20 protein-coding genes are annotated in these 22,315 nt (G+C 68.2%); 10 read left to right on the top strand and 10 right to left on the bottom strand.

Annotated elements, in window-relative coordinates; all coding sequences use genetic code 11:
- Nucleotides 1–10: 10 nt before the first annotated feature.
- From BLP88_RS02970 to BLP88_RS02960, 3 genes are read right to left on the bottom strand one after another with little or no spacing between them, the layout of a single operon-like run.
- Nucleotides 11–1,630: an amidohydrolase gene (locus BLP88_RS02970; RefSeq protein ID WP_074586792.1), complete on the bottom strand. Its 1,620-nt coding sequence runs from the start codon at nucleotides 1,628–1,630 to the stop codon at nucleotides 11–13.
- Nucleotides 1,627–3,132, bottom strand: coding sequence for a sodium:solute symporter family protein (locus BLP88_RS02965; protein ID WP_084110730.1), 1,506 nt, complete (start codon nucleotides 3,130–3,132; stop codon nucleotides 1,627–1,629). The genes BLP88_RS02970 and BLP88_RS02965 overlap by 4 nt, the downstream gene beginning before the upstream one ends.
- Nucleotides 3,129–3,377 (bottom strand): hypothetical protein, encoded by a 249-nt coding sequence (locus BLP88_RS02960; protein WP_074586790.1) that lies wholly within the window; start codon nucleotides 3,375–3,377, stop codon nucleotides 3,129–3,131. The genes BLP88_RS02965 and BLP88_RS02960 overlap by 4 nt, the downstream gene beginning before the upstream one ends.
- Nucleotides 3,378–3,581: 204 nt before the next feature.
- On the opposite strand from BLP88_RS02960, the gene BLP88_RS02955 reads away from it, so the two are divergent.
- Nucleotides 3,582–4,568: a LacI family DNA-binding transcriptional regulator gene (locus BLP88_RS02955; protein ID WP_084110728.1), complete on the top strand. Its 987-nt coding sequence runs from the start codon at nucleotides 3,582–3,584 to the stop codon at nucleotides 4,566–4,568.
- Nucleotides 4,569–4,645: 77 nt separating this feature from the next.
- Here BLP88_RS02955 and BLP88_RS02950 read toward each other — a convergent pair whose 3' ends face one another.
- Entirely contained in the window at nucleotides 4,646–5,293 is a 648-nt protein-coding gene (locus tag BLP88_RS02950) for a TetR/AcrR family transcriptional regulator (RefSeq protein WP_074586789.1), read from the bottom strand.
- Nucleotides 5,294–5,399: 106 nt separating this feature from the next.
- Here BLP88_RS02950 and BLP88_RS02945 point away from each other — a divergent pair, with 106 nt between their 5' ends.
- Both BLP88_RS02945 and BLP88_RS02940 read left to right on the top strand, forming a co-directional pair.
- Complete coding sequence (locus tag BLP88_RS02945; RefSeq protein ID WP_074586788.1) at nucleotides 5,400–6,452, top strand: agmatine deiminase family protein; 1,053 nt, start codon at nucleotides 5,400–5,402, stop codon at nucleotides 6,450–6,452.
- On the top strand, nucleotides 6,452–8,164 hold the full coding sequence (locus BLP88_RS02940; RefSeq protein ID WP_074586786.1) for an amidase: 1,713 nt from the start codon (nucleotides 6,452–6,454) through the stop codon (nucleotides 8,162–8,164). The genes BLP88_RS02945 and BLP88_RS02940 overlap by 1 nt, the downstream gene beginning before the upstream one ends.
- Nucleotides 8,165–8,215: 51 nt before the next feature.
- Here the strand turns inward: BLP88_RS02940 and BLP88_RS02935 are convergent, their stop codons facing one another.
- From BLP88_RS02935 to BLP88_RS02925, 3 genes are all read right to left on the bottom strand, one after another.
- A complete protein-coding gene (locus BLP88_RS02935; protein WP_074586785.1) occupies nucleotides 8,216–9,247 on the bottom strand; it encodes an aldo/keto reductase in 1,032 nt (343 codons plus the stop codon).
- A gap of 18 nt (nucleotides 9,248–9,265) precedes the next feature.
- On the bottom strand, nucleotides 9,266–10,138 hold the full coding sequence (locus BLP88_RS02930) for an NAD-dependent epimerase/dehydratase family protein (protein ID WP_074586784.1): 873 nt from the start codon (nucleotides 10,136–10,138) through the stop codon (nucleotides 9,266–9,268).
- A 67-nt stretch (nucleotides 10,139–10,205) separates the two neighbouring features.
- Nucleotides 10,206–11,699, bottom strand: coding sequence for a PucR family transcriptional regulator (locus tag BLP88_RS02925; protein WP_074586783.1), 1,494 nt, complete (start codon nucleotides 11,697–11,699; stop codon nucleotides 10,206–10,208).
- Between the two features lie 186 nt (nucleotides 11,700–11,885).
- Here BLP88_RS02925 and speB point away from each other — a divergent pair, with 186 nt between their 5' ends.
- The 6 genes from speB to BLP88_RS02895 all read left to right on the top strand — a co-directional run bounded on the left by speB (nucleotide 11,886) and on the right by BLP88_RS02895 (nucleotide 18,188).
- Nucleotides 11,886–12,881, top strand: coding sequence for an agmatinase (gene speB / locus BLP88_RS02920; RefSeq protein WP_074586781.1), 996 nt, complete (start codon nucleotides 11,886–11,888; stop codon nucleotides 12,879–12,881).
- Nucleotides 12,878–14,344: a purine-cytosine permease family protein gene (locus BLP88_RS02915; protein WP_074586780.1), complete on the top strand. Its 1,467-nt coding sequence runs from the start codon at nucleotides 12,878–12,880 to the stop codon at nucleotides 14,342–14,344. The genes speB and BLP88_RS02915 overlap by 4 nt, the downstream gene beginning before the upstream one ends.
- Nucleotides 14,345–14,411: 67 nt before the next feature.
- A complete protein-coding gene (locus tag BLP88_RS02910) occupies nucleotides 14,412–15,923 on the top strand; it encodes an aminobutyraldehyde dehydrogenase (RefSeq protein WP_175453479.1) in 1,512 nt (503 codons plus the stop codon).
- A gap of 29 nt (nucleotides 15,924–15,952) precedes the next feature.
- Nucleotides 15,953–17,239 (top strand): D-arabinono-1,4-lactone oxidase, encoded by a 1,287-nt coding sequence (locus BLP88_RS02905; RefSeq protein ID WP_245679748.1) that lies wholly within the window; start codon nucleotides 15,953–15,955, stop codon nucleotides 17,237–17,239.
- A 97-nt stretch (nucleotides 17,240–17,336) separates the two neighbouring features.
- The gene (locus BLP88_RS02900) at nucleotides 17,337–17,762 is read left to right on the top strand and encodes a helix-turn-helix transcriptional regulator (RefSeq protein ID WP_074586778.1); all 426 of its coding nucleotides are present in this window, start codon (nucleotides 17,337–17,339) and stop codon (nucleotides 17,760–17,762) included.
- Nucleotides 17,763–17,783: 21 nt separating this feature from the next.
- Nucleotides 17,784–18,188, top strand: coding sequence for a VOC family protein (locus tag BLP88_RS02895; RefSeq protein WP_074586776.1), 405 nt, complete (start codon nucleotides 17,784–17,786; stop codon nucleotides 18,186–18,188).
- 166 nt (nucleotides 18,189–18,354) lie between these two features.
- Here the strand turns inward: BLP88_RS02895 and BLP88_RS18885 are convergent, their stop codons facing one another.
- From BLP88_RS18885 to BLP88_RS19020, 3 genes are all read right to left on the bottom strand, one after another.
- Nucleotides 18,355–18,513: a hypothetical protein gene (locus BLP88_RS18885; protein WP_175453478.1), complete on the bottom strand. Its 159-nt coding sequence runs from the start codon at nucleotides 18,511–18,513 to the stop codon at nucleotides 18,355–18,357.
- Nucleotides 18,514–18,614: 101 nt separating this feature from the next.
- Entirely contained in the window at nucleotides 18,615–18,824 is a 210-nt protein-coding gene (locus BLP88_RS02890) for a DUF6458 family protein (protein WP_074586775.1), read from the bottom strand.
- 199 nt (nucleotides 18,825–19,023) lie between these two features.
- The gene (locus BLP88_RS19020; protein WP_217635130.1) at nucleotides 19,024–19,827 is read right to left on the bottom strand and encodes a DUF2637 domain-containing protein; all 804 of its coding nucleotides are present in this window, start codon (nucleotides 19,825–19,827) and stop codon (nucleotides 19,024–19,026) included.
- 152 nt (nucleotides 19,828–19,979) lie between these two features.
- Between BLP88_RS19020 and BLP88_RS02880 the strand changes: the two genes are divergently transcribed.
- Complete coding sequence (locus BLP88_RS02880; RefSeq protein ID WP_084110726.1) at nucleotides 19,980–22,292, top strand: transglycosylase domain-containing protein; 2,313 nt, start codon at nucleotides 19,980–19,982, stop codon at nucleotides 22,290–22,292.
- Nucleotides 22,293–22,315 lie beyond the last annotated feature (23 nt).

Raw genomic sequence — 22,315 nt, 5'->3', positions numbered from 1 at the left:
CACGCTGCCGTCAGCCCACCGGCACCCCGTCCAGGAGTGTCGCCACCACCGCGGTGCGGGCCAGCTCCTCCGGACCCACGGCCAGGGGGTCGCGGGCGAAGACCGTGAAGTCGGCCCGCTTGCCCACCGTGATGGACCCGGCCACCGCGCTGAGCCCGGCCGCCGCGGCCGCGTGGGTGGTGTAGCCCTCCAATGCCATGAGGGGAGTGAGCGCCTGTTCAGGCTGCACGGGGGCGGTGCCCGGACGCTCCACGGGGCGGCGCAGGATGGAATCGGCCATCATGGCGCGCGGGTCGTAGGGCGTGATGGGCCAGTCCGAACCGAGCGCCACGGTGACCCCGGCCTCGCGCAGGTCCCGGCAGCGCCAGCCGCGGGCAGCACGCTCCTCGCCGAGCCGCACCGACCAGTTGTCGCTGCGGTCCGCCTTCGTGTGGTGGGTGCCGTGGATGGGCTGCATGCTGGCCGCCACCCCGAGCTCGGCGAAGCGTTCCACCAGTTCGTCCGGGATGGTCTCGATGTGCTCGATCCGGTGCGCCGCGAGCTTCCGGGCCTCGCCTGCGGCCTCGAGGGCTTCCAGCACGTAGCGCACGCCCTGGTCCCCGATGGCGTGGGTGGCAGTAGGGATGCCGCGCTCCACGAAGAAGCGCAGCGCCTTCTGGAAATCCGCCGGGTCCGTCCACACGGACTCCGTGTTCTCGCCGTAGACGTCCGGGTGTTCCAGCCAGGCGGAGCCGTTGTCGATGGTGCCGTCAATGAAGAACTTCACGCCCTCCACCACCCAGCGCCGCCCGCCGGTGCCCTGCAACGCCGCGATGTCCTCGAGCTCGGCCAGCGATGCCCCGGCGTTGGCCATGGGCGAGAAGCGCAGCCGCAGCGGCAGCTCGCCGTCGGCCTCCAGCCGGGTGAGCAGTTCAGCGGACCCGTCCACGAAGTCCATCACGTGCGTGGAGGTGATCCCGACGGCGGCCATCGCCTTGAGCAGTTCGCCGAGCCTTCGGGCACGGCCGGCCAGGTCCTCCTGCGGCATGACTTTCGTGGCCAGGTCCATGGCGCTGAACTCGACGAGGTACCCGGTGGGCCGGCCGTCGCCGTCGACGCCCACCGCGGACTCGTCCGGGAAGTCCACCGGCCCGGTGATCCCGGCGGCGGCGAGCGCCGCGGAGTTGACCACGGCCGAGTGGCCGTCCCGCATCCGCAGGAACATCGGCACCTGGCCGGTGGCGTCGTCGAACAGGCGGCCGTTGAAGCCGGTATCCGTGAACAGGTTGGGGTCCAATCCCCAGCCGGTCACCCACTCGCCGGGCCCGGTGGTGCGCGCGGCCCCTCCCACGATCCGTTGCACCTCGGCGAAACCGAGGTCCGTCAGCTGCGCGCCGCGGGCCAGTTCAAGGCCGAAGACCACGTGGGTGTGGCTGTCGTTGAGGCCGGGCACGATCGTGGCGTCCCCGTAGTCCAGCACTGTGGTGTCCGGGCCGCGGTACGCCTCCAGGTCGGCGGGACTCCCGACGGCGGCGATCCGGCCGTCCTTGACGGCGACGGCGGTGGCCGCCGGCGCTGCCGGGTCAAACGTTTCGGGGTCGAGGGTGTGGATGCGGGCGGCGAGGATCAGGGTGTCCGCCGGTGTCGTCACGAGGGTGCTCCTTGGCTGACGGGCGTCTTGGTCTTGAGGTCATCGAAGAGAGCGTCCACGCGGTGCTGTTCTGCCGCCGTCGCCGGTTTCAGGAGCGAGACCGCCAGGTACACGGCGAGGTTCACGATCAACCCGGCCACGCCGGAGGTGAGCCCTCCGAGCCACGGGATGGACAGCGGGCTGGGGTACATGATTTCCAGGACCGCGGCCACCAGGATGCCGGAGACCATGGCCGCGTTGGCCGCGGCGGCTGTGCCCCGGCGCCAGAAGATGCCCAGGAGCAGGGTCGGGGCCAGCTGGCAGATGGCCTGGTAGGACACGAAGGCGATGGCGATCAGGCCGGACACCTGGTGGGCCGTGAACAGTGCCACGGCCGCGGAGACCAGGGTGACGGCGGCGACGGCGATCTTGGCGCCCTTGGCGGATTCCACCCGGTGGTGGCTGCGGGCGCCGACGATGTCGTTGGCGATCTGGGTGCCGAGGGCCTGGAGGTTGGCGCCCACGTTGCCCATGGTCGCGGCCACCACGCACACCCCGGCCACGGCCACCAGGCCCGCACCGCCGATGCCGGCCATGATGAACCAGACCGTATCCGGCGCCTCGGAGACGCCGGGGACGCTGGAGGCGAGCAGGGACACGGTGGTGAGCGCGGCGGAGAAGATGAACATCAGCGGAGCGGCCTGCACCGCGGACTTCTGCACGGTGCGCGGGGTGCGCACGCTGAACATGCGCACGAACAAGTCGGGCCAGCACCAGGCGCCCATCATGCCGGTGAAGATCAGGGAGAACACGTAGAGCGGTCCGGCGGGGCTGCCGGGGCCGGGCAGTTCGAGCAGGGCAGGGGCCATGGCGCCGAAGCCGTGGCCGTTGTTGATCAGCCACACCAGCATGCCCACGATCACCAGGAAGCCGATGCCGTAGGCGAAGAGGCCCTGCACCATGTCGCTGATAATCAGGCCGCGGGTGCCCAGCTTGACGGTCCAGATCTGCCGGGCGGCGATGAACAGCACGCCGATCACCACGGCCAGGTACGGGGAGACCTGCCCGAAGGAGAGCGTGGAGAACACCAGGCCCAGGGACTGCATGCCGAGCACCACCCAGGGAACGGAGGCCAGCACGCCGATGATTGCGGCGATGACGCGCACGGAGCGGGAGTTGTAGCGCAGGCCGAGCAGGTCTGCCTGGGTGCGGAGGTCGTGGGTGCGGCCCCACTTGTTCACAGGGGTGCCGAGGAAGAACATCAGCACCACGCTGAGCAGCGAGTAGGACAGCGAGTACATGCCGATCACTCCCCCGCTGGCGGTCAGCCCGGCGAAGGCCACGAACACAGTACCGGCCAGCCAAGTGTTGAGGAAGGCCATGGTGCCGAACCAGGAGCTGAAGGAACGACCGCCGGTGGCGTAGTCGCTCATGGTGGCGTCGCCACGGCGGGCGCGGTTCATGACCACGACCACGAGCACGGTGAAGGCGAGGATGGCGCCGTAGCCGATGGCCATGTTCATGCCGTCACCTCTTCCGTGCCGATGGTCTTCCAGAGGGCGAAGAGGGACAGGGTCACCAAGGCATTGGACGCCAGGAAGTACCAGAAGGCGGACTGGCCGCCGCTGAAGAACCAATGCATGGGCGGGGCGAGCAGGATGAGCACGTCAAAGGCGAAGATCGCCCGACGGAGGCGGGCCCGGCGTTCCGGGGTGCTCTTGCGGCCGGGCGGGTTCAGGTAGTCCGGAGCTGGGGCGGACAGGGACATGGGGAAATCCATTCTTCCGGGGCGTCGTTGGCCGGAGGCGGGCGGGTCTGGGTTTTGGAGATTGGGGTGTTTTTGCGGATTTGCGGGAACGTTCCCGCAAATAAAAGTGTGGGACGTCACAGCGCGGTTGTCAAGAGACCGCGGAAACACCAGGCGGGCTGCTGGAGGCCGCCGTCCGGCGCCGGGCGCATTTAGGATGAGGGCATGGCGAGAACCCGGGCAACCATCATGGACATCGCGCGCGAGCTCGGGCTTTCGAAGACCACCGTCTCCAGCGCCTTGGGCGGAAGCGGCAGGATCTCCGAGGAGAAACGGGCCCTGATCCGCGAGACGGCTGACCGCCTGGGCTACGTGGCCAACCGTGCGGCGCGCAGCCTGCGGGTCAGCCGGGTGGGGACCATCGGCCTGTACATCCCGCCCATCGCCCGCAGCCTGGCTTTCTACATGGACTTCGCCTTCGGGGTCACCGAGGGCGCGGCCGCCGCCGACTATGACGTGACCCTCTTCGCGCGCGGCCTCACCCCGCAGCGGGCCTTCCACGTGGACGGCGTAATCGCAATCGACCCCTCCCCCGGCGAACCCCTGGTGGCGGCCCTGCTCGACGACGGGATCCCCACGGTGTCCGTCGGACGCTACACCGGGCCGGGCGAGGAGCGCGTCCTCGGCACCCTGGAAGCCCATCACACCGAGCTGCAGCTCCAGGTCCTGGACCACCTGCTCAGCCGCGGCCGCAAGCGCCCGGCGCTGCTCGCCGTCGACGATGCGATTTCCTCCTCCTGGGCGGTGGACACCCTCAACACCTACCTGGATTGGTGCCGGCGCCACGGCATCGAGCCGCGGGTCCACGAGGTGGAGGGCAACGCCACCCCGCGCGACCTCGTCTCCGCGGTCGCCTCCGCCGTGGATGCCGGACACGCCGACGCGCTGGTCTGCGGGGCGCAGGGGCATGCGGCGCAGAGCCAGCTCGTCCTCGAAAGCCGCGGCCTCACGGTGGGCAAGGATCTGGACATCGCCTCCTTCGCAGGCGCCGCGGCACTGGAAACCGGCAATCCGCTCATCAGTGCCATCGACCTCGCGCCCCGCGAGTACGGTGCGGCGGCCATTGAGCTGCTGGACGCCGTCGTCCGCGATCCCGGCGCCGGGCCGGTGCACCGCTGGTTCGACGGCGCGAGCGTGCAGCTGGCCGGCTGAAGCAGCCCATTTCTTGGCGCGCCCTGCCCGGAAACCCGCCTTGCCAAGCGGGGCGGGTGCCCAATAGTTGGGCTGGTTCAGCCGGCTGACGGCTGAAGCGAACCCCGGACGGCGCCCACCATGCCTTCGACGGCGCGGGCCAGGTGCGTGCCGCGGTCGCTGACCCCGCCCCAGCGCACCAGGGACTGGGCGGTGAGGCCGTCGATCATGCCCAGGATCTGCCAGGCGAGCGAGGCGGCGCCTCCTGCTTCAAGATCGCCGGTGTCAAAGTGGCCGCCGGCCACGCCGTCCTCCACCACGCGCTGCAGCACGGCCTGCCAGGCGTCCATCTGTTCGCGGACGCACCCGGCGAGGGCTTCGTTCCGGCGGCCGAGGGTCCAGGCCTCCACCCACACGGCGGTGACGTCGAGCCGGCTGCCGTCCATGAGGGTGCCGAGCAGGAAAGCCAGGCGCTCCACCGGCCCCGGAAGGGCCGCGAGCATGCCCGCCACCTCCTCGGTTTCAGCCGCCACGATCGCCGTGAACGTCCCGGCCACGAGGGCATCGACGTTCGGCTGGTAGTGCGCAACGAGGCCCGATGCCACCCCCACCCGGGAGGCGACATTGCGCAGCGTGATGGCGGAGAGGCCCTGCTCCAGGGCGATTCCGCGGGCGGCTTCGGTGATTTCGGCGGCGCGCTCGGCCGGGGACTTCCGGGTGGCGCGCTTCTGCGTGGTGCTTGACATCACAGACCAGTCTAAAGTAACTTTTCAGCATTATTGATCGCATGATCAACAAGCTTCGCAATCAACGAGCTTGCAGCAGAGAAGCTTGCAGCACAGAGGAGTCTTCATGGCTTGGAAAATGCCGGCCGAAACCGCACCCCACGAACGCACCTGGATGGCGTTCCCCCGCACCGGCCTGACGCTCGGCGACGATGCCGCGTCGGCCGAGGAAGCGTACGCTGCCTGGACGGCCGTCGCGCACGCGGTCGCCGAATTCGAACCCGTCACCATGGTGGTGGACCCCAGCGAGCGCGAACGCGCCGCCCGCATGCTCGGCAGCGGCATCGAACAGCTTCAGGCACCCCTTGACGAGTTCTGGATGCGCGACGTCGGACCCACCTTCGTGCTCGACGACGAGCGCCCCGGCGTGCTTGGCGCCGTCGACTGGGTCTTCAACGGCTGGGGCGCCCCGCAGTGGGCCGAATGGGAAAAGAGCGCCGGCATGGCGCGCTTCGTCGCCGAGCAGTCCGGCTCCGAGCTGGTGAGCTCCCTGCTGGTCAACGAAGGCGGCGCCATCCACGTGGACGGCGAAGGCACCGTGCTCGTCACCGAAACCGTGCAGCTCGACCCGAGCCGGAACCCCTACGCGGACAAGGCCCGGGTGGAGGCCGAATTGGCCCGCACCATCGGCGCAACCAAGGTCATCTGGGTTCCGCGCGGCCTCACCCGGGACTACGAGGACATGGGCACCCGCGGCCACATCGACATGGTGGCCACCCTGCCGGCCCCCGGGCGCATCCTGCTGCACTCCCAGGGCAACCCGGAGCACCCGGACTACGAGGTCAGCCGCAGCCTGCACGCCTTCCTGGAAACCCAGACGGACGCCGCGGGCAAGCCTTTTGAGATCGTCCAGCTGCCCGCCCCGGAGACCCTCCGCGACGAGGACGGTTTCGTGGACTGGAGCTACGTCAACCACCTGGTGGTCAACGGCGGCGTCATCGCCTGCGGCTACGGCGAAGAACGCGCCGACGCCCTCGCCGCCGAGATCCTGGCCGAGGCCTACCCGGGGCGCCGCGTGGTCACCGTGGACGCCCGGCCCATCCTGGCCCGCGGCGGCGGCATCCACTGCATCACCCAGCAGCAGCCTGCCCTGCCCGCCCCGAAGGGAGGTGTGGCGTAATGGCCCGCTTCGACGTCGTCGAGGCGTCCATCGCCCGGCTTCGCGCTGCCCTGGAATCCGGCGAAACCACCTCGCTTGAACTCCTGGACGCGTACCTGGAACGCATCGCGGCCTACGACGGCGAACTCAACGCCATGGTGGTCATGAACCCGGACGCCCGCGCCGATGCCATCGCCTCGGACGAGCGCCGCGCCCGCGGCGAGAGCCGGGGTCACTTGGAGGGCATCCCCTACACCGCCAAGGACTCATACCTGGCCAAGGGCCTCACCGCCGCCGCCGGGTCGCCGGCGTTCAAGGACCTCGTGGCGCAGCGGGACGCCTTCACCATCGAACGCCTGCGCGACGCCGGCGCCGTGCTGATCGGCCTGACCAACATGCCGCCCATGGCCAACGGCGGCATGCAGCGCGGAGTTTACGGCCGGGCCGAGAGCCCGTACAACGCCGACTTCCTGACGGCGGCCTTCGGCTCCGGTTCCTCCAACGGCTCTGGCACCGCGACGGCGGCCAGCTTCGGTGCCTTCGGCCTGGGCGAGGAGACGTGGTCAAGCGGCCGCGCACCGGCGTCGAACAATGCCCTGTGCGCATACACGCCCTCCCGCGGCGTGATCTCGGTGCGCGGCAACTGGCCGCTGGTCCCCACGATGGACGTGGTGGTCCCGCACACCCGCTCCATGGCGGACCTGCTGGAGTTGCTGGACGTGATCGTGGCGGACGACGCCGAGGCGCGCGGCGACTTCTGGCGCGTGCAGCCGTGGGTGGAAATCCCGAAGGCCTCCGAGGTGCGGCCGGAATCCTACCCGGCGCTCGCTCCGGCAGATCCCGACGGCGGCCGGGCGGCTTTGCGGGGCAAGCGTTTCGGGGTGCCGCGGATGTATGTGAACGCCGACGCCGAGGCCGGAACCGAGGGAGCTGCGGGAATCGGCGGACCTACCGGGCAGCGGATCGAGACCCGTGCCTCCGTGATCGATCTCTGGGAAGCCGCGCGGCGTGACCTGGAGGCCGCCGGTGCCGAGGTGGTGTTGGTGGACTTCCCCGTGGTGAGCAACTACGAGGGCGACCGGCCGGGCGCACCCACCATCGCCACCCGCGGACTGGTCAGCCCGGAGTACCTGCACCGCGAAATCGTGGACCTGTCCGCTTGGTCCTGGAATGACTTCCTGGCGGCCAACGGCGACCCGGCCCTGGATTCGCTGGCGCAGGTGGACGGCGCGGCGATCTTCCCGCATCCGGACGGTGCCCTGCCGGACCGTTACGACGGGTTCGACGACAACATTTCCGGCTACCCCGCCCACATCCGCTCCAACCCGGAGCAGCCGATGACGGAGATCCCGGAACTGGCCGCCGGTGTGCGGGGCCTGGAGCTGACCCGCAAACTGGACCTCGAAGAATGGATGGACGGGCTGGGCCTTGACGCCGTGATCTTCCCGGCCGCCGCCGACGTCGGACCGGCGGACATGGACGTGAACCCGGCCTCCGCGGACCTCGGCTGGCGCAACGGCGTCTGGGTGGCCAACGGCAACCTGGTGCCCCGCCACCTGGGGATTCCCACGGTCACCGTGCCGATGGGAACGATGGCCGACATCGGCATGCCCGTGGGCCTGACCTTCGCAGGCCGCGCCTACGACGACACCGCGCTGCTGGCCCTCGCGGCGGCTTTCGAAGCCACCGGCTCCCGCCGCACTGAGCCGCAGCGGACACCGCGGCTGGGCTGAGCTGAGCTGCAAGGGGCCGGGTAGCACCGGGCCCCTTGCAGCTTCCGGCCTTCAGCGGCCGCCGGCGATCTTGCGGCTGCGTTGTTCCTGCGCGTTCGGCCCGTACGGATACACCCCGAGCCTGGGGTTGCTCGCCCCGTTCAGCCGCTCGATGTCCTCGGTTGTCAGCTCAAGATCGGCCGCCGCCAGATTGTCCGCCAGCTGATCGCGTGTCCGTGCGCCCAGGATCACGGATGTCACCGCCGGCCTGCCGGCCAGCCATGCGAGGGCAACTTGTGACTGGCTGACGGAGTGCAACGATGCTGTCGCCTCGACCGCGTCGAGGACCCGCCAGGTGTGTTCGTCCGCGTTCCGGGCTTCCCAGGCTTCCATGCCGCGCTTCGGGTTCTCCCCCAGCCGGGTAGCCCCGGTCGGGTCCACATCGCGCCTGTACTTGCCCGAAAGCCAGCCACCGCCCAGCGGCGACCACGGCAGGAGGCCGATGCCAGCGTCGAGCGCCGCGGGAACAATCTCCAGTTCAATGTCCCGCACCAGCAGGTTGTACTGGGGCTGCAGGGTGACCGGAAGGTTCCAGCCGTGTGCCTTCGCCAGGTGGACGGCCTTCGTCAGCTGCCAGCCGAGGAAATTGGAGAAGCCGTAGTAGGCGATCTTTCCGTTGCAGACGGAGTCGTGCAGGAAGCGCAGGGTCTCTTCCAGCGGGGTGATGGGGTCCCAGGCGTGCATTTGGTACAGGTCGATCTGCTCAACACCCAGGCGCCGCAGGGAGTCGTCCAGTGCCTTGCCCAAATGCCGGCGTGACGTGCCGAGGTCATTGGGGCCTTGTCCCATCGGAAAACGTCCCTTGGTGGCGAGCACCACCCGATCCCGCGCGCCGCTCCGGCTGCCCAACCAACGGCCGATGATTTCCTCGGACGCGCCCTGGCTGTAGACATCGGCGGTGTCCAGGAGGTTGCCGCCGGCGTCGAGGTAGTCGTCCAGGATGAGGTGGGACGTCTCTTCGCTCGCCTCGGCCCCGAAGGTCATGGTTCCCAGCGCGTAAGCGGACACGACAGCACCGCTGCTGCCCAGTGTGCGGTATTCCATGCTGCTCCTTAGTTCGTTTCAGTCTTCAGTGGGCGTGGTCCGGTTCGAGTGGTAGTCGCGCCAGCTGTGCTCGGGCTCGTAGCCCAGCAGCCGGCGTGCCTTGTCGATGGACAACAGGGTTTCGTGCCGGTCCAGTTCCTTGACCACCTCGACGCCGGGAAAGACTTCGGCGGCCAGTTCCGCGCTTGATCTCTCCATGACCGTGTCCGAGGCAGCGATGATGAACGCCTCGAATCCCGGCTGCCCGTTCTCGAGGGCGCGGGCCACCACCTGTGCCCCGTCACGGGCGTCGATGTAGCCCCACAGGTTCCACTTCCGGAGCCTGGCATCGGCGTCGAAGGACCGGAACGCCTCATAATCCTCGGGGTCCATCACGTTGGAGAAGCGCAGGGCCACGATGCTCAGTTCGGGGTCCCAGCGCGTGAACTGGATGGCCATCTGCTCTTCGAGGTGCTTGACCAGCGAGTACGTGCTCTCGGGCCGGGCCGGGTATTCCTCGTCCACCGGGATATACGGCGGTGCGATGTCAAAGGGCAGGCCAAGGACGGTCTCGCTGGAGGCATAGACGATCTTCTTGATTCCCGCCCGTCGCGCGGCCTGGAAGACGTTGTAGGTGGAGAGCATGTTGTTTTCGAAAGTTGCGGCGTCCGGCGCCAATCCCGGGGCGGGGATGGCCGCCAAGTGCACCACCGCGTCGAATCCGCTGTGCCGGTCATCCAGGCCAAGGATGGCATCGAGGACCTGACCGTAGTTGCGCAGGTCAACGTTCACGTACCCGGGCCCCTTCCGGCCTTCCCGATCCAGGTTCAACACCTCGTGGCCGTCCTTCTTCAGGCCCCGGACCACGTTCCGGCCAAGCTTGCCGCTTCCGCCAGTGACAGCAATTCTCATCGCGCACTCCTCTGAAAGGGATGGTGTCGCTAACACTCTAGGCGCCACCCCCGGCTGCGTCGCGGGGTCAGGTGGGGAAATCCATGGCTTCGTGGATCTGCAGGGCAAACCACAGCTGGGCGAGGGTGGACGTTTCGCCCATGTCCAGCCCCGTCAGCTCGCCGATCTTCCGGATCCGGTAGATCACGGTCTGGCGGTGCGTGAAAAGCACGGCCGCCGTCTTCTGCCAGGAGCGCTGGGTGTCCAGGTAGACCTTCAGGGTGTGCATCAGGTCCGGTTCACGGCCGCGCTCGTAGTCAATGACCGGCCCCAGCAGTCGCTGGACGAGCGCGGCGCCCTCCTCATGGCTCGTCAGGCCCAACCAGGACGGCCCTTCGGGATACCGCACCAGTTGCCGGGCGCTGTTCTCCGCGGTGCCGAGCGACCACAGCGATTCCTGCAGTGCTGTCTGGATCCCGGACACCCCGGCCGGCGCGCTCACCCCGATCCGGACGGAGCCGCTGACCACGTGCCGCATCAGTTCCGCCGGGCATTCCTTCGAAACAAGGAGGTGCAGGCGGCCGGCCCGGTTCAGGCATGCGGAGGCGAATCCATGTCCCCACAGGTCCACGTGGACGTTGGCCAGGTCCCCGTTTTCCCCGGACATGGACACCACCACGAAGTCTTGCGCGGGGATGCCGAACTCGCCCAGCCGGCGTTCAAGTTCGGCCACACCGTAGCGCCCGTCGAAGGCCTGCAGGAGGAACTCGGATCCCAGCCGTCGCTGGCCTTCGAGCGCCAGCACCGTGCGGGACAGTTCGAGGCCCAGGACCGTGGCCGCATGGAGCAGGACCACCGCGTCGGGATGCTGCTCGGTGTCCGGCAGGACCAGCAGCAGGGCGTTCGCATGGGTGGGAATGTCCATCATCAGCACGTGCTGCTCCCCCATCCGCAGCCATTGGAAATTCTTCACCGTGCCTGGCGCCTTCCCCACCTTCCCGGCGAGCCAGCCGGACAGTTCCCCGGGCAGCTTCTCCCAGTCCGGGTGCCAGGGGTCCAGGCACCGCCGGTCGATGACGAAAAGCCTGGAGCCAAGTTCAGCGGCCAGGCCCTGCAGCAGGCGCCGCCCGTGATCGTCCGCCCCCGCCAACCGCAACAGGTCATAGATCCTGGCGGTCTGCCGCAGCCGGCGCGACTCCTCGATCAGGGAGGCCTCCGCCACCGTCCGGGCGATGGCGATGAACGGCAGCGGGTAGGGAATGTTGATGAGCGGAAGGGGCAGGGAATCGCAGGCCTCGATCAGTTCGGGACGGAGCTCCGGGGCGTGCATCTTTTCGCCGACCGCCAGCGCGCTCGCGCCCGCCTTCACCAGCTCCCGTGCGAGCTCGACCTGCCCCTCGGCGTCGGCCGGAATGGACATGCCGTTGGTCATCATGATTTCGCCGCCCGTGGTCCATTCCCAGAGCCGCGGCAGGTCCGAGGTGTGGGCCCAAGTGATGCGGTTTCCCATGCCGCCGGCGCCCGCCAGCAGGCGCAACCCCAGTTGCGGCTCGGCGAGCAGTTCCGCCACCGTCATGGCCATGGTCAGGCTCCGTTCCTTGTCTGCATGCCCTTCACCGGCCCGGAATTCCGGCGCTCTTAGACATATGTATAGGTGCCCCTGTTATTTGTAGTCAATCGCTCGATAGGCCACGTGACGCCGATCACTAATGATGGAAGGACCTGCAGAGGCAGCAGGCCCCCAGCGCAACGTGAAGGATTCTCCCCCATGACTGTCCACCAGCCCGTTGGCCCCGTCGACGCCACCAAGGTTCCACGCTTCGCGGGGCTTGGCACTTTCGCCCGGCTCCCGCAGATCGACCGCGTTCCCGACTACGACATCGCAGTGGTCGGCGTCCCGTTCGACGGCGGCACCTCCTTCCGTCCGGGCGCCCGCTTCGGTCCGGCGGCCGTCCGCGAGGCCTCGCGCCTCCTGCGCCCCGGCTACCACGTTGAACTCGACGTGGAACCCGTGCGGGAGGTCCAGGTGGTGGACGCCGGAGACATCGTCTGCACGCCGTACGACATCACCCGGGCCGTCCGCGAAATCGAGGAGCAGGCCCTGCCGCTCCTCGGCGAAGGCAAGCGGCTGATCTCCATCGGCGGGGACCACACCATCGCCCTGCCCATGCTGCGGGCCTTGAACACCGTCCACGGGCCCGTGGCGCTGCTGCACTTCGACGCGCACCTGGACACCTGGGACACGTACTTCGACCAGCCCGTCACCCACGGCACCATCTTCCGCCGCGCCTTCGAAGAGGGCCTGCTGGTCCAGGACCGCTCCATGCACGTGGGCATCCGCGGCCCGGTCTATGACCGCAACGATTTCCTCCGCGACCATGAGTTCGGTTTCCAGATCATCCGCTGCTCGGACCTGGACACCCTCGGAGTGCCCGCGGCGATCGAACAGGTGAAGGAACGCCTGGGCGACACCCCCGTGTACGTGTCGATCGACATCGACGTCCTCGACCCGTCCTACGCCCCCGGCACCGGCACCCCCGAAATGGGCGGGCTTCACTCCCGCGAACTGCTCGCCCTGCTCCGTGGGCTGGAGGGAATCAACATCGTGGGCGCCGACGTCGTCGAGGTCGCCCCGGCCTACGACCACGCGGACATCACTTCGGTGGCGGCGGCCACCCTCGTCTTCGACCTGCTCGGCCTGATGGTGAAGGGAAGCCGCGAGGACACCAACGAGCTGTCACTGGCCGCCCGGAGCGCATCATGAGCACCGCAATCGGCCCGCAGGCCGTCAAGGAGGTGCCCCGGCTGGAGGACAAGACCATCCAGCCCATCCCGCTGAACGAACGGCACGGCAAGCCCCGCGACCTGTTCACCATCTGGTTCGGCTCCAACATCATGATCATGACGATCGTGACCGGCGGACTCGCCACCACTGTCTTCGGGCTCGACTTCACCACCGCCGTCGTCGGGATCATCCTCGGCAACCTCATCGGCGGCATCTTCATGGCCCTGCATTCCGCCCAGGGGCCGCAGTTGGGCGTCGCCCAGATGATCCAGACGCGGGGGCAGTTCGGCTCCTTCGGCGCCCTGCTGATCGTTTTCATCGTGGTGATCATGTACGCCGGCTTCTTCGCCGCCAACCTCGTCTTCGGCGGCGAAGCGATGGCCGCGGTCTACCCCGGGATCGGCGTGGACTCCGGGATCGTGATCCTCGGCGTGGTGAGCGTCATCGCCACGATCTTCGGCTACCGGATCATCCACGCCTACGCGAAATTCCTCAGCATCGTGGCCGGCATCGCCCTGGTGGTGGCGTTCATCTGGGTCCTCTTCGTCAACGGCCTGCCCGCCGGGCTCCTGGAGCAAGGAAGCTTCAACTGGGCCGGCTTCATGGGCACCGTCTCCGTCTCGGCCCTCTGGCAGCTGGCCTACGCACCCTACGTTTCCGACTACTCCCGCTACCTGCCACAGGGCACCGGTTCGCGGCCGGCGTTCTGGGCGTCCTACTCCGGCTGCGTGCTGGGCACGCTCTTCCCGATGGTGCTCGGCGCCCTCGTGGGCTCGGTGGCACTCACCCTCTCCGGAGACCCCGCCGGCGCCGATATCGTCGGAGACCTCGGCTCGCAGCTCCAGCCCCTCACGGCGGTGATCATCGGCATCTTCTGCCTCGGGGTGGCCGCCTCGAACGCCATGAACCTCTACTGCGGCGTCCTGTGCAGCCTCACCGTCGGCCAGACCTTCAAACCGGACTGGATGCCCAAGGCCAAGACCCGCAGCGTGGCCGCCATCATCCTCTTCGCCGTGGCGGTGTCCGTGGCCCTGTTCGCCCGGGACAACTTCATCCTCTTCTACACCAACTTCCTGTCCTTCCTGATGTACGTCCTGGTGCCGTGGACGGCCATCAACCTGGTGGACTACTACCTGCTGCGGCACGGCCACTACCGCGTGGACGACTTCTTCAGGCGCGACGGCGGCGTGTACGGGCGGTTCAACTGGGTCGCCATCGGTTCCTACATCGCCGGCGCCCTCATCCAGATTCCGTTCACCGCCACCGCCGTCTACACCGGCCCGGTCGCCGCCGCGATGGGCGGCGTGGACCTCTCCTGGATCGTCGGGCTGATCGTCGTGGCGCCCCTGTACTACGCCGCGGCCCGCGTCGCCCGGACCCTGGGCAAAAGCTCGGAACCCGCAGACTCCCCCACCCCCGCGCTGGTGGGCGACGCGGCCTGAACCGCGACGCCGCCTGAGCCGGCGCCCACCAGCCCCACGACCACTCCGAAAGATTGGAACCACTGCCATGACCACCACCGAGACCGCCCTGCCGCGCGCTGCCTTCATCGTCCGTCGCGCCCCCGGACAGACCAGCGCCCCTGAACTGCCGCCATCGGGACACTTCATCAACGGCGCCTTCGTCCCGGGCGCCTCCGCCGACCTGCTCGATGTCTTCAACCCGTCCACCGGCGCAGTCCTCGCCTCGGTTGCCGCCGGCACGGCCGCCGACGTCGACACCGCCGTTGCTGCCGCCGTCGCCGCCCAGGCGTCCTGGGGTGGCACCACCCCGCGGGAACGCTCGGAAGTCCTGCACCGGATCGCGGACATCATCGAGGCCAACCGGGCCGTCTTCGAGCGCCTCGAGGCCGCCAACACCGGCAAGCCCGGAGCGGTCGCGGAGGACGACGTCTCCAGCACCATCGACACCTTCCGTTTCATGGCCGGCGCCTGCCGCACCCTGACCTCCCTGGCGGGCGGCGACTACGCCCCCGGCCACACCTCGGTGATCCTGCGCGAACCCGTGGGCGTAGTGGGAGTCATCACCCCGTGGAATTACCCCCTGCTGATGGCGGCCTGGAAGCTCGCCCCGATCCTGGCCGCGGGCAACAGCGTGGTCCTCAAGCCCTCGGAGCAGACCCCGCTGTCCACCCTGAAGCTCGCCGAACTGGTGGCCGGGCAGATCCCGGACGGCATCCTCAACGTCGTCACCGGACAGGGCCGCACCGTGGGGCAGCGGCTCTCCGAGCACCCGGACATCGCCCTCGTGGCCCTGACCGGCAGCGTGGCCAGCGGGCAGGCGGTGGCCGGGACAGCGGCCCGCTCCGTCAAGCGCGTCCACCTGGAGCTCGGCGGCAAGGCGCCCGTGGTGGTCTTCCCCGACGCCGACCTCGCCACCGCGGCCGCCGGGGTGCGGAACGCCGGGTACTGGAACGCCGGCCAGGACTGCGGTGCGGCCTGCCGCGTCCTGGTCCACGAATCCGTCGCCGAGGAATTCACCCGGCTCCTTGCCGAGGAGGTCGGCACCCTGGTGCTCGGCGCGCCGGACGCAGGGGACGACGTCGAGATCGGCCCGATGATCTCCCGCCAGCATTTCGAGCGGGTCAAGGAGGCACTCGCGGAGGCGAAGGCCGCCGGGCTGCGGACCGTCGTCGGAGGCTCGGCGCTGGATGGACCGGGATACTTCATCGAACCGACGGTGATCGCCGATGTTCCCACCGGTGCACCGATCGCCAGCCACGAAATCTTCGGCCCCGTGGTCACCGTGGAATCCTTCGCGTCCACGGAGGAAGCCGTGAAGCGGGCGAACGAAACCCCGTACGGGCTCTCCGCCTCCGTGTGGACCAAGGACTCGGGGCTTTCGTTCAGCGTCCCCAAGCAGCTGGACTTCGGTACCGTGTGGGTGAACGCCCACCTGGTCCTGGCCAACGAAGTTCCGTGGGGCGGGTTCAAGGGATCCGGCTACGGCAGGGACCTTTCCCTGTACGCCCTGGACGACTACTCACGGACCAAGCACGTCATGGTCAACCACGGCGCATGAGCGTTGAAGCAACTGATCGGAGCCTGACAATGAGCAACGCCACCGGCCGCGGCCTGGCAGACGCGGCCTTCCCGCCGGTCCCGTTCGGCACGGATGTGCCGTGGAGCAACTGGGGAGGGAACCAGCACGCCACGCCGGCATTCACCGTGCGCCCCACCACCGAGCAGGAGGCCCTGGACGCGGTGCGCTTCGCCATCAAGGAAGGACTCCCGGTGCGCGCGGTCGGGTCCGGGCACTCTTCCTCCCCGCTGGTCCAGACCGGCGGGGTGCTGATGGATATGTCCGCCCTGGCCGGGATCACCGGAACCGACCCGGGACGCCGCCGTGCACGGGCCCGGGCCGGCACCACCATCAACGCCTTCGGGGACCCGCTCTGGGAGCAGGGCCTGGCCCTGGCCAACCAGGGCGACATCGACAAGCAGCAGATCGCCGGGGCACTGTCCACCAGCACGCACGGTTCGGGGATCGGGCTGGGCAGCTTCTCCTCGGCCCTGCGCTGGGTCCGGCTCATCGACGGCCACGGGGAGATCGTCGAAATCGGCGAAGGCCAGCTGCGGGAACTCCGGGCGGCACAGGTCGCCCTGGGGACGCTGGGGATTTTCCTGGAGGTGGAGCTCGCCGTCGAGGACGCGTACTACCTGCAGGAGGAAATCACGTACCCCGAGTGGGACGAAACCGTGGCCGGCTGGGACGCGGACATCGCGGGCAACCGCCACTACTCCTTCCTCTGGTGCCCCGGGGAAGGGTCCGCGGAACTCCTGGACCTGCCCGGCGCACCCGGCGAGCGCATGGCCAACCGGAGCTACACGAAGCGGTACAACGTGGTTGAGCTGAAAGACGAAAGCGGGATCTCCGGCGTCGAAGGCAAGCGCCTGGACCGCTCCTACCGAATTTACCCGGGCGGCTTCACCACGCCGTTCCACGAGCTGGAATACTTCGTCCCCGTGGAGCACGGGCTGGCCGCCACTGAGGCCATCCAGGACCTCATCCGCACCCGGCATCCGGAGCAGCAGTACCCGGTGGAGGTCCGGTGGGTGAAGGCGGACGAGGGCTACCTGTCCCAGTTCCAGGGCAGGGACACCACGGTCATCACCCTCACCACCGAGCCTGGCACGGACTACTGGGCCTTCTTCCGCGACGCCGACGCCCTCCTGCAGGAATTCGAGCCCCGTGCGCATTGGGGGAAGATTCACTTCATGAGCCGGAGCCGCCTGGAACGGCTCTACCCCGGGCTGGACACCTTCCTCGAGGTCCGCAGGGAGTTCGATCCCCGCGGTGTGTTCCTCAACGACCACACCCGCGCCCTGCTCGGCTGACCCCGCCGTACACCACCAACGCGGTGTCACTGACGGCCCATGTTCCGGGGGCCGTCAGTGACCCCGCGTTGGCCTCCGCCGGGGCTAGACTTGCCGCATGACTCCCCAGGAACTGGCCAACCTGGCCTTTCTGCGCCGGGCGCGGGACCTGATCGACCGCGAATACGCCCGCCCGCTGGACGTGCCCACCATGGCCGCCGGGGCGCTGATGTCGCCGGCGCATTTCTCGCGCCAGTTCAAGGCCGCCTACGGAGAGACGCCCTACAACTACCTCATGACCCGCAGGATCGAGCGGGCCATGGCCCTGCTGCGCGCCGGCAGCACCGTCACCGACGCCTGCATGGAGGTGGGCTGTACCTCCCTGGGTTCCTTCAGTTCCCGCTTCACCGAGGTGGTCGGCATGACCCCCAGCGCCTACCGGGACCGGGAACACGAAGCAGTCAAAGCGATGCCGTCCTGCATCGCCCGGCAGCGCACCAAGCCGGACCGCAAGCCGAGCAGGATTGAAGAAGCGACCGCCTGAACGCCGCCCTACGTTTGAGGCATGAACATTTCACTTCAGTACTCACAGATCACTGTCAACGACCTCGACGAATCGCTCGCCTTCTACCGCGACGCCCTCGGCCTCGAAGTGCGCAACGATGTCGGCTCCGACGGGCAGCGCTGGGTCACCCTCGGCAGCGCCTCCCAGCCGGACCTGGAACTCGTGCTGTCCGAACCGCACGCCGGCCGTTCCAAGGACGACGGCGACGCCCTCCAGGTGCTCCTGACGAAGGGCGTGCTGCCGGTCATCGTGTTCCGGACCGACAACGTCGACGCCACCTTCGAACACCTCCGTGCCGCCGGCGCCGAGGTGCTCCAGGAGCCGATCGACCAGCCGTGGGGTCCGCGCGACTGCGCCTTCCGCGACCCCTCAGGCAACCACGTCCGCTTCAACCAGAAGTCCTAGTTCCCTGCAAGAACGGACGTTCCCTGCAAGAACGGACGACGCCGGCCCCTCCACGCGTTGGGCCGGCGTCGTGCGTTCCGCGAGGATCACCGTCGCGGCGAGGGTGGCTGGACCTTGGGAGCGGGTGTTTCCACTATGTTCGTCGGCCCACGTGCGGGCGTCCTGGCTAGTACCAGTACCGGCGCCCACCGAAGACGGGGCGATTGAGCGCGCCGAGAATAAGCAGGATGAGGCCGACGGCCAGCAAAATCCAGCCGATGGTGCTGAGGATGCCGATGTTGAGTAGCCAGCCGGCAATCAGCAGAATAAGTCCGAGGATGATCATTTCTTTCCTTTCGCGTTGTGGCGAAAACGGGCTTTCTCCGGCGGCGGAGAAACGAGTTGAACACGCGCCATGACTCCGAACCGCCGGTGACCGCAGCTGCCCTAGGTGACGGTATCCGGACCGTGTTCGACGACCGTGTGCCGGTGCGCCGAGAAGGCCATGATGATCGATACGATCAGGCCCAGCACGCCGACGGCCATGAGGATATAGCCGACCAGCATCTGATCAATGAACGGAATCAGTCCCGGAGCGAGGGCGAATGCGAGGATGGCCCCGAGGGCTATCAGGACAATGGATGCACCGATTCTCATGTTCTCCACTCCTTCCCTGCCGGTCCGCGGTCGAAGCCAAAGCAGACTGGCCATAAACTAAGTACCCTTACTAAATCAAGATTACCTGAACCGGAAGGAAAAGGGATGCTGGGGCATCGGATATTCCAAGTCCCCCTGCGCTCACTCCGCTGAGGGCAAAGGCCACACCTCAGGTGCGGCCTTTAGTGGACTAGCTGTACTAGCCCTTCGCCGCGCTCAGCCGGGGGTCGTCGTCGGGCAGGTCTTCCTGGCTCAGTTCCTCATCCGAGAAGCGGACGCCGGCGCCGTCCGCGGACGGCTGCTCCACCGGTTCCAGCGCCTGGACCATTTCCTCGTAAAGCGCCGGCACGACGTCGTCCTCCCGCCGCGCGGGGGCCTGCACGGGAATCGCAGCGGTCACCGGACCCGACCTTGGCGCAGGCGGGGCGTACGGGGGCGCCGGCGGCGCGTGGTGTTCAGGCGCACGGTATTCCGGCGCGCGGTACGCCTCCTCGAGCGCGGCCCGCTCCCACTCCGCCTGGGCAAGCTCCGACTGATCCAGCTCGGCCTGCTCGCGGTGCAGTTCGGCCACCTCCGCGCGCTTCTGGTACATGTGCACCGTGAGGTGGGTGATGGCCAGAAGAACCACGGGCGGCATCGCAGCCACCAGGGCCGAGACGATCGGCGGGATGCCGGAGCGGATCGCGTCCACGGTCAGGATGGCGTGGACGGAGTTGGCGGCGGTGGAGACAATCGCGCCGAAGAACAGCAGCGTCCACGGGTAGACCATGGCCCGGCGGCTGTGCCCGTTGAGGGCCACAATCGCCACCGTGGAGGCCACGATCATGCCGTCCACGATGATGGGCCAGATCCAGGCCAGGTGGGCCTCAATACCGGAGCGCTGCGCAAGGTCCGTCAGCGCCGCGAAGGACAGAATGAAGGCGCCGACGGCGATCACCACGGTGGTGCCGACCGCGGTGAGAAGTACGGCCTTGTGCGGCTCGTTGGGGATCCTGGTGTTCACCGGATGATTTTACCGGCCGGAACCGCCCTCGGATTCCGCTGTCCAAGGGCACCGCCGTGCCCTCTCCCCTCACCGAGGATTCCGGGCGTAGTCTGGCGTTAAGCCGGTAGAAGGGAAGCCGGACAGGCCATTGGCTGGGATGGGTCTGGGGCATGACGATGAGGAATGGTCCAAGGTTCAGTGTGGCGACGACCCTGGGAAGGGTCTTCGGATACTTCGTCCTGAGCGTGATCGCCGGGGTCCTGTCCGCCAGTCTCGTGGTGCCGGTCGTCGCGGCCACCGGGTTCGCCGTGGGCGGTTCCGTCTCCTATTTCAACGGCTTGCCGGCCGAACTGACCGTGGGTCCGCCGTCGCAATCGAGCAAAGTGCTGAGCGTGGACGGCAAGCTGATCGCCACGTTCTTCGCCGAGAACCGGGTGCCGGTCAAGCTGGAGAATATCTCGCCCTATGTCCGCAACGCGGTGATCGCCGTGGAAGACAACCGCTTCTACGAGCACGCAGGCGTGGATCCTCAGGGCATCATCCGGGCGGTCCGGGTCAACCTGGGCGGCGGCGACCGGCAGGGCGCCTCGACTATCACGCAGCAGTACGTGGCCAACGTGCTCAACGAGCAGCGCCTCGCCTCCGGCCGGACCGACGAGATCGTCCTCGGCAACCAGAAGACCATGCTGGATAAGCTGCGCGAGATCAAACTGGCCCTGGAACTGGAGAAGAAGTACACGAAGGAGCAGGTGCTCGAGGGCTACCTGAACATCGTCTTCTTCAACCGGGACGCCTACGGCATCGAGGCCGCGGCCCGGCTGTTCTTCAGCACGTCCGCCAAGAACCTCACCCTGCCCCAGGCCGCCCTGCTGGCCGGGCTTGTGAACAGCCCCAGCTACTACAACCCGCTCGTGAATCCGCAGGGCGCGGTGCAGCGGCGGAACGTGGTGCTGTCCAAGATGCTCGACCAGGGCATGATCGGGCAGAAAGCCTACGACGCCGCCACCTCCACTCCGCTGAAGCTGAAGGTGACACCGGCCCGGCAAGGCTGTGCCGGGGCCGCGATGGCACCGTACTTCTGCGATTATGTGTCCCACCTGATCCTGAACAACAAGGCCTACGGCGCCACGTTCGATGACCGCGAGAAGCTGCTGTACCGGGGCGGGCTGACCATCACCACCACGCTGGACAGCCGGCTGCAGGCCGCGGCCCAGAAGCAGGTCAACCTGTCCGCCGGCGCCAACCCGGACAAATGGGGCGCGGCGCTGGTCACGGTGCAGCCGGGCACGGGACGGATTCTGGCGATGGCGCAGAACACCGTGTTCCTTCCGGCGCCGGGGAAGTTCGATACCCAGCTGAATTTCAATGTCGATGCCCGGGACGCGAACGGCTATGACCTCAGCGGCGCGGGCGGCTTCCAGCCCGGCTCCACCATGAAACCGTTCACGTTCGCGGAGTGGCTGAATGAGGGCAAGCCGCTGAACGCGATCGTGGACGCGTCACGGCGGGTCTACCCCGTGGGGTTCCCGTGGCGTTCCAGCTGCGGCCGGCGGGTGCTGGGCGGTTACAGTTCCGCGCAGAAGGCCGCCAATCTGGGTGCCGACGACGACCTGCAGAACAACGACCCCGGCTACTACCGGCCGATGCCGATCAATTACGGCCTCTTCAACTCGATCAACACGGCTACCTTCGCCACCGCGGCCCAGCTCGACTTCTGCGGCATCCAGAAGATGGTGGATGCCGTAGGCCTGCACAGCGGCCTGGACCGGGCGCAGATCGACATGCACCAGATCGGCAACCTGCTCGGGGCGATCGGCGTCTCGCCGCTTGACCTGGCCAACGCCTATGCCACCTTCGCCAACGATGGCCGCTACTGCACGCCGATCGCCTTGGTCTCGGTGGTCGCGCCGAACGGGCGGCACCTGGCCGCCGACCGCGCCACGTGCCGGGACGCCGTGAAACCGGAGGTCGCCCGCGGCGTCAACGCAGTGCTCCAGGATGTCCTGATCCAGGGCTCGGGCTGGTACATCCATCCGAAGGTCCACGACATCATGCCCACCGCCGCGAAGACCGGCACGTCCAACACCAACGGCGCCACCTGGGTGGTGGGCTACACGCGCGGGCTCGCAACGGCGTCGTTCTTTGGTGACACCTCCAAGGGCCAGAAACGGGAGGGCCGGAACGTCACCATCAACGGCAAGTTCTACCGCGTGCTGGACGGCTACATGATCGCCGGCCCGCAATGGGCGAACTACATGGTGAGCGTCGTGCGGATGTACCCCGGCGGCGCGTTCCCGAACCCGCCGGAGTCCATGATGCGCGGCCCGGGCCCGCGGCCCAGCAAGGTAGGCCCGGCGCCGGAACCGGAACGGAAGGCGCCAGCCCTGCCCTCCTCCCCGGTGCCGGAGTCGTCACCCCCGCCTTCCCCCACGCCGGCACCCGCCCCCGAAACCAAACCCACCCCGAAACCGCCCAAGCGCTAACACCTGAGGGGCGTGCTAGTCTC

Origin of the sequence: Arthrobacter cupressi (genome assembly GCF_900099975.1) — a bacterium.
GTDB classification, from domain to species: Bacteria; Actinomycetota; Actinomycetes; order Actinomycetales; family Micrococcaceae; genus Arthrobacter; species Arthrobacter cupressi.
Note: the sequence above shows the minus strand (reverse complement) of the source record. Positions and strands in the feature narration are given on the sequence as shown.

Excerpts from the sequence above, each read along its gene's own strand:
- BLP88_RS02965 (WP_084110730.1), bottom strand. The coding sequence starts at position 3,132 with ATGAACATGGCCATCGGCTACGGCGCCATCCTCGCCTTCACCGTGCTC.
- BLP88_RS02960 (WP_074586790.1), bottom strand. The coding sequence starts at position 3,377 with ATGTCCCTGTCCGCCCCAGCTCCGGACTACCTGAACCCGCCCGGCCGC.
- BLP88_RS02955 (WP_084110728.1), top strand. The coding sequence starts at position 3,582 with ATGGCGAGAACCCGGGCAACCATCATGGACATCGCGCGCGAGCTCGGG.
- BLP88_RS02950 (WP_074586789.1), bottom strand. The coding sequence starts at position 5,293 with ATGTCAAGCACCACGCAGAAGCGCGCCACCCGGAAGTCCCCGGCCGAG.
- BLP88_RS02945 (WP_074586788.1), top strand. The coding sequence starts at position 5,400 with ATGGCTTGGAAAATGCCGGCCGAAACCGCACCCCACGAACGCACCTGG.
- BLP88_RS02940 (WP_074586786.1), top strand. The coding sequence starts at position 6,452 with ATGGCCCGCTTCGACGTCGTCGAGGCGTCCATCGCCCGGCTTCGCGCT.
- BLP88_RS02935 (WP_074586785.1), bottom strand. The coding sequence starts at position 9,247 with ATGGAATACCGCACACTGGGCAGCAGCGGTGCTGTCGTGTCCGCTTAC.
- BLP88_RS02930 (WP_074586784.1), bottom strand. The coding sequence starts at position 10,138 with ATGAGAATTGCTGTCACTGGCGGAAGCGGCAAGCTTGGCCGGAACGTG.
- BLP88_RS02925 (WP_074586783.1), bottom strand. The coding sequence starts at position 11,699 with ATGGCCATGACGGTGGCGGAACTGCTCGCCGAGCCGCAACTGGGGTTG.
- speB (WP_074586781.1), top strand. The coding sequence starts at position 11,886 with ATGACTGTCCACCAGCCCGTTGGCCCCGTCGACGCCACCAAGGTTCCA.
- BLP88_RS02915 (WP_074586780.1), top strand. The coding sequence starts at position 12,878 with ATGAGCACCGCAATCGGCCCGCAGGCCGTCAAGGAGGTGCCCCGGCTG.
- BLP88_RS02910 (WP_175453479.1), top strand. The coding sequence starts at position 14,412 with ATGACCACCACCGAGACCGCCCTGCCGCGCGCTGCCTTCATCGTCCGT.
- BLP88_RS02905 (WP_245679748.1), top strand. The coding sequence starts at position 15,953 with ATGAGCAACGCCACCGGCCGCGGCCTGGCAGACGCGGCCTTCCCGCCG.
- BLP88_RS02900 (WP_074586778.1), top strand. The coding sequence starts at position 17,337 with ATGACTCCCCAGGAACTGGCCAACCTGGCCTTTCTGCGCCGGGCGCGG.
- BLP88_RS02895 (WP_074586776.1), top strand. The coding sequence starts at position 17,784 with ATGAACATTTCACTTCAGTACTCACAGATCACTGTCAACGACCTCGAC.
- BLP88_RS18885 (WP_175453478.1), bottom strand. The coding sequence starts at position 18,513 with ATGATCATCCTCGGACTTATTCTGCTGATTGCCGGCTGGCTACTCAAC.
- BLP88_RS02890 (WP_074586775.1), bottom strand. The coding sequence starts at position 18,824 with ATGAGAATCGGTGCATCCATTGTCCTGATAGCCCTCGGGGCCATCCTC.
- BLP88_RS02880 (WP_084110726.1), top strand. The coding sequence starts at position 19,980 with ATGACGATGAGGAATGGTCCAAGGTTCAGTGTGGCGACGACCCTGGGA.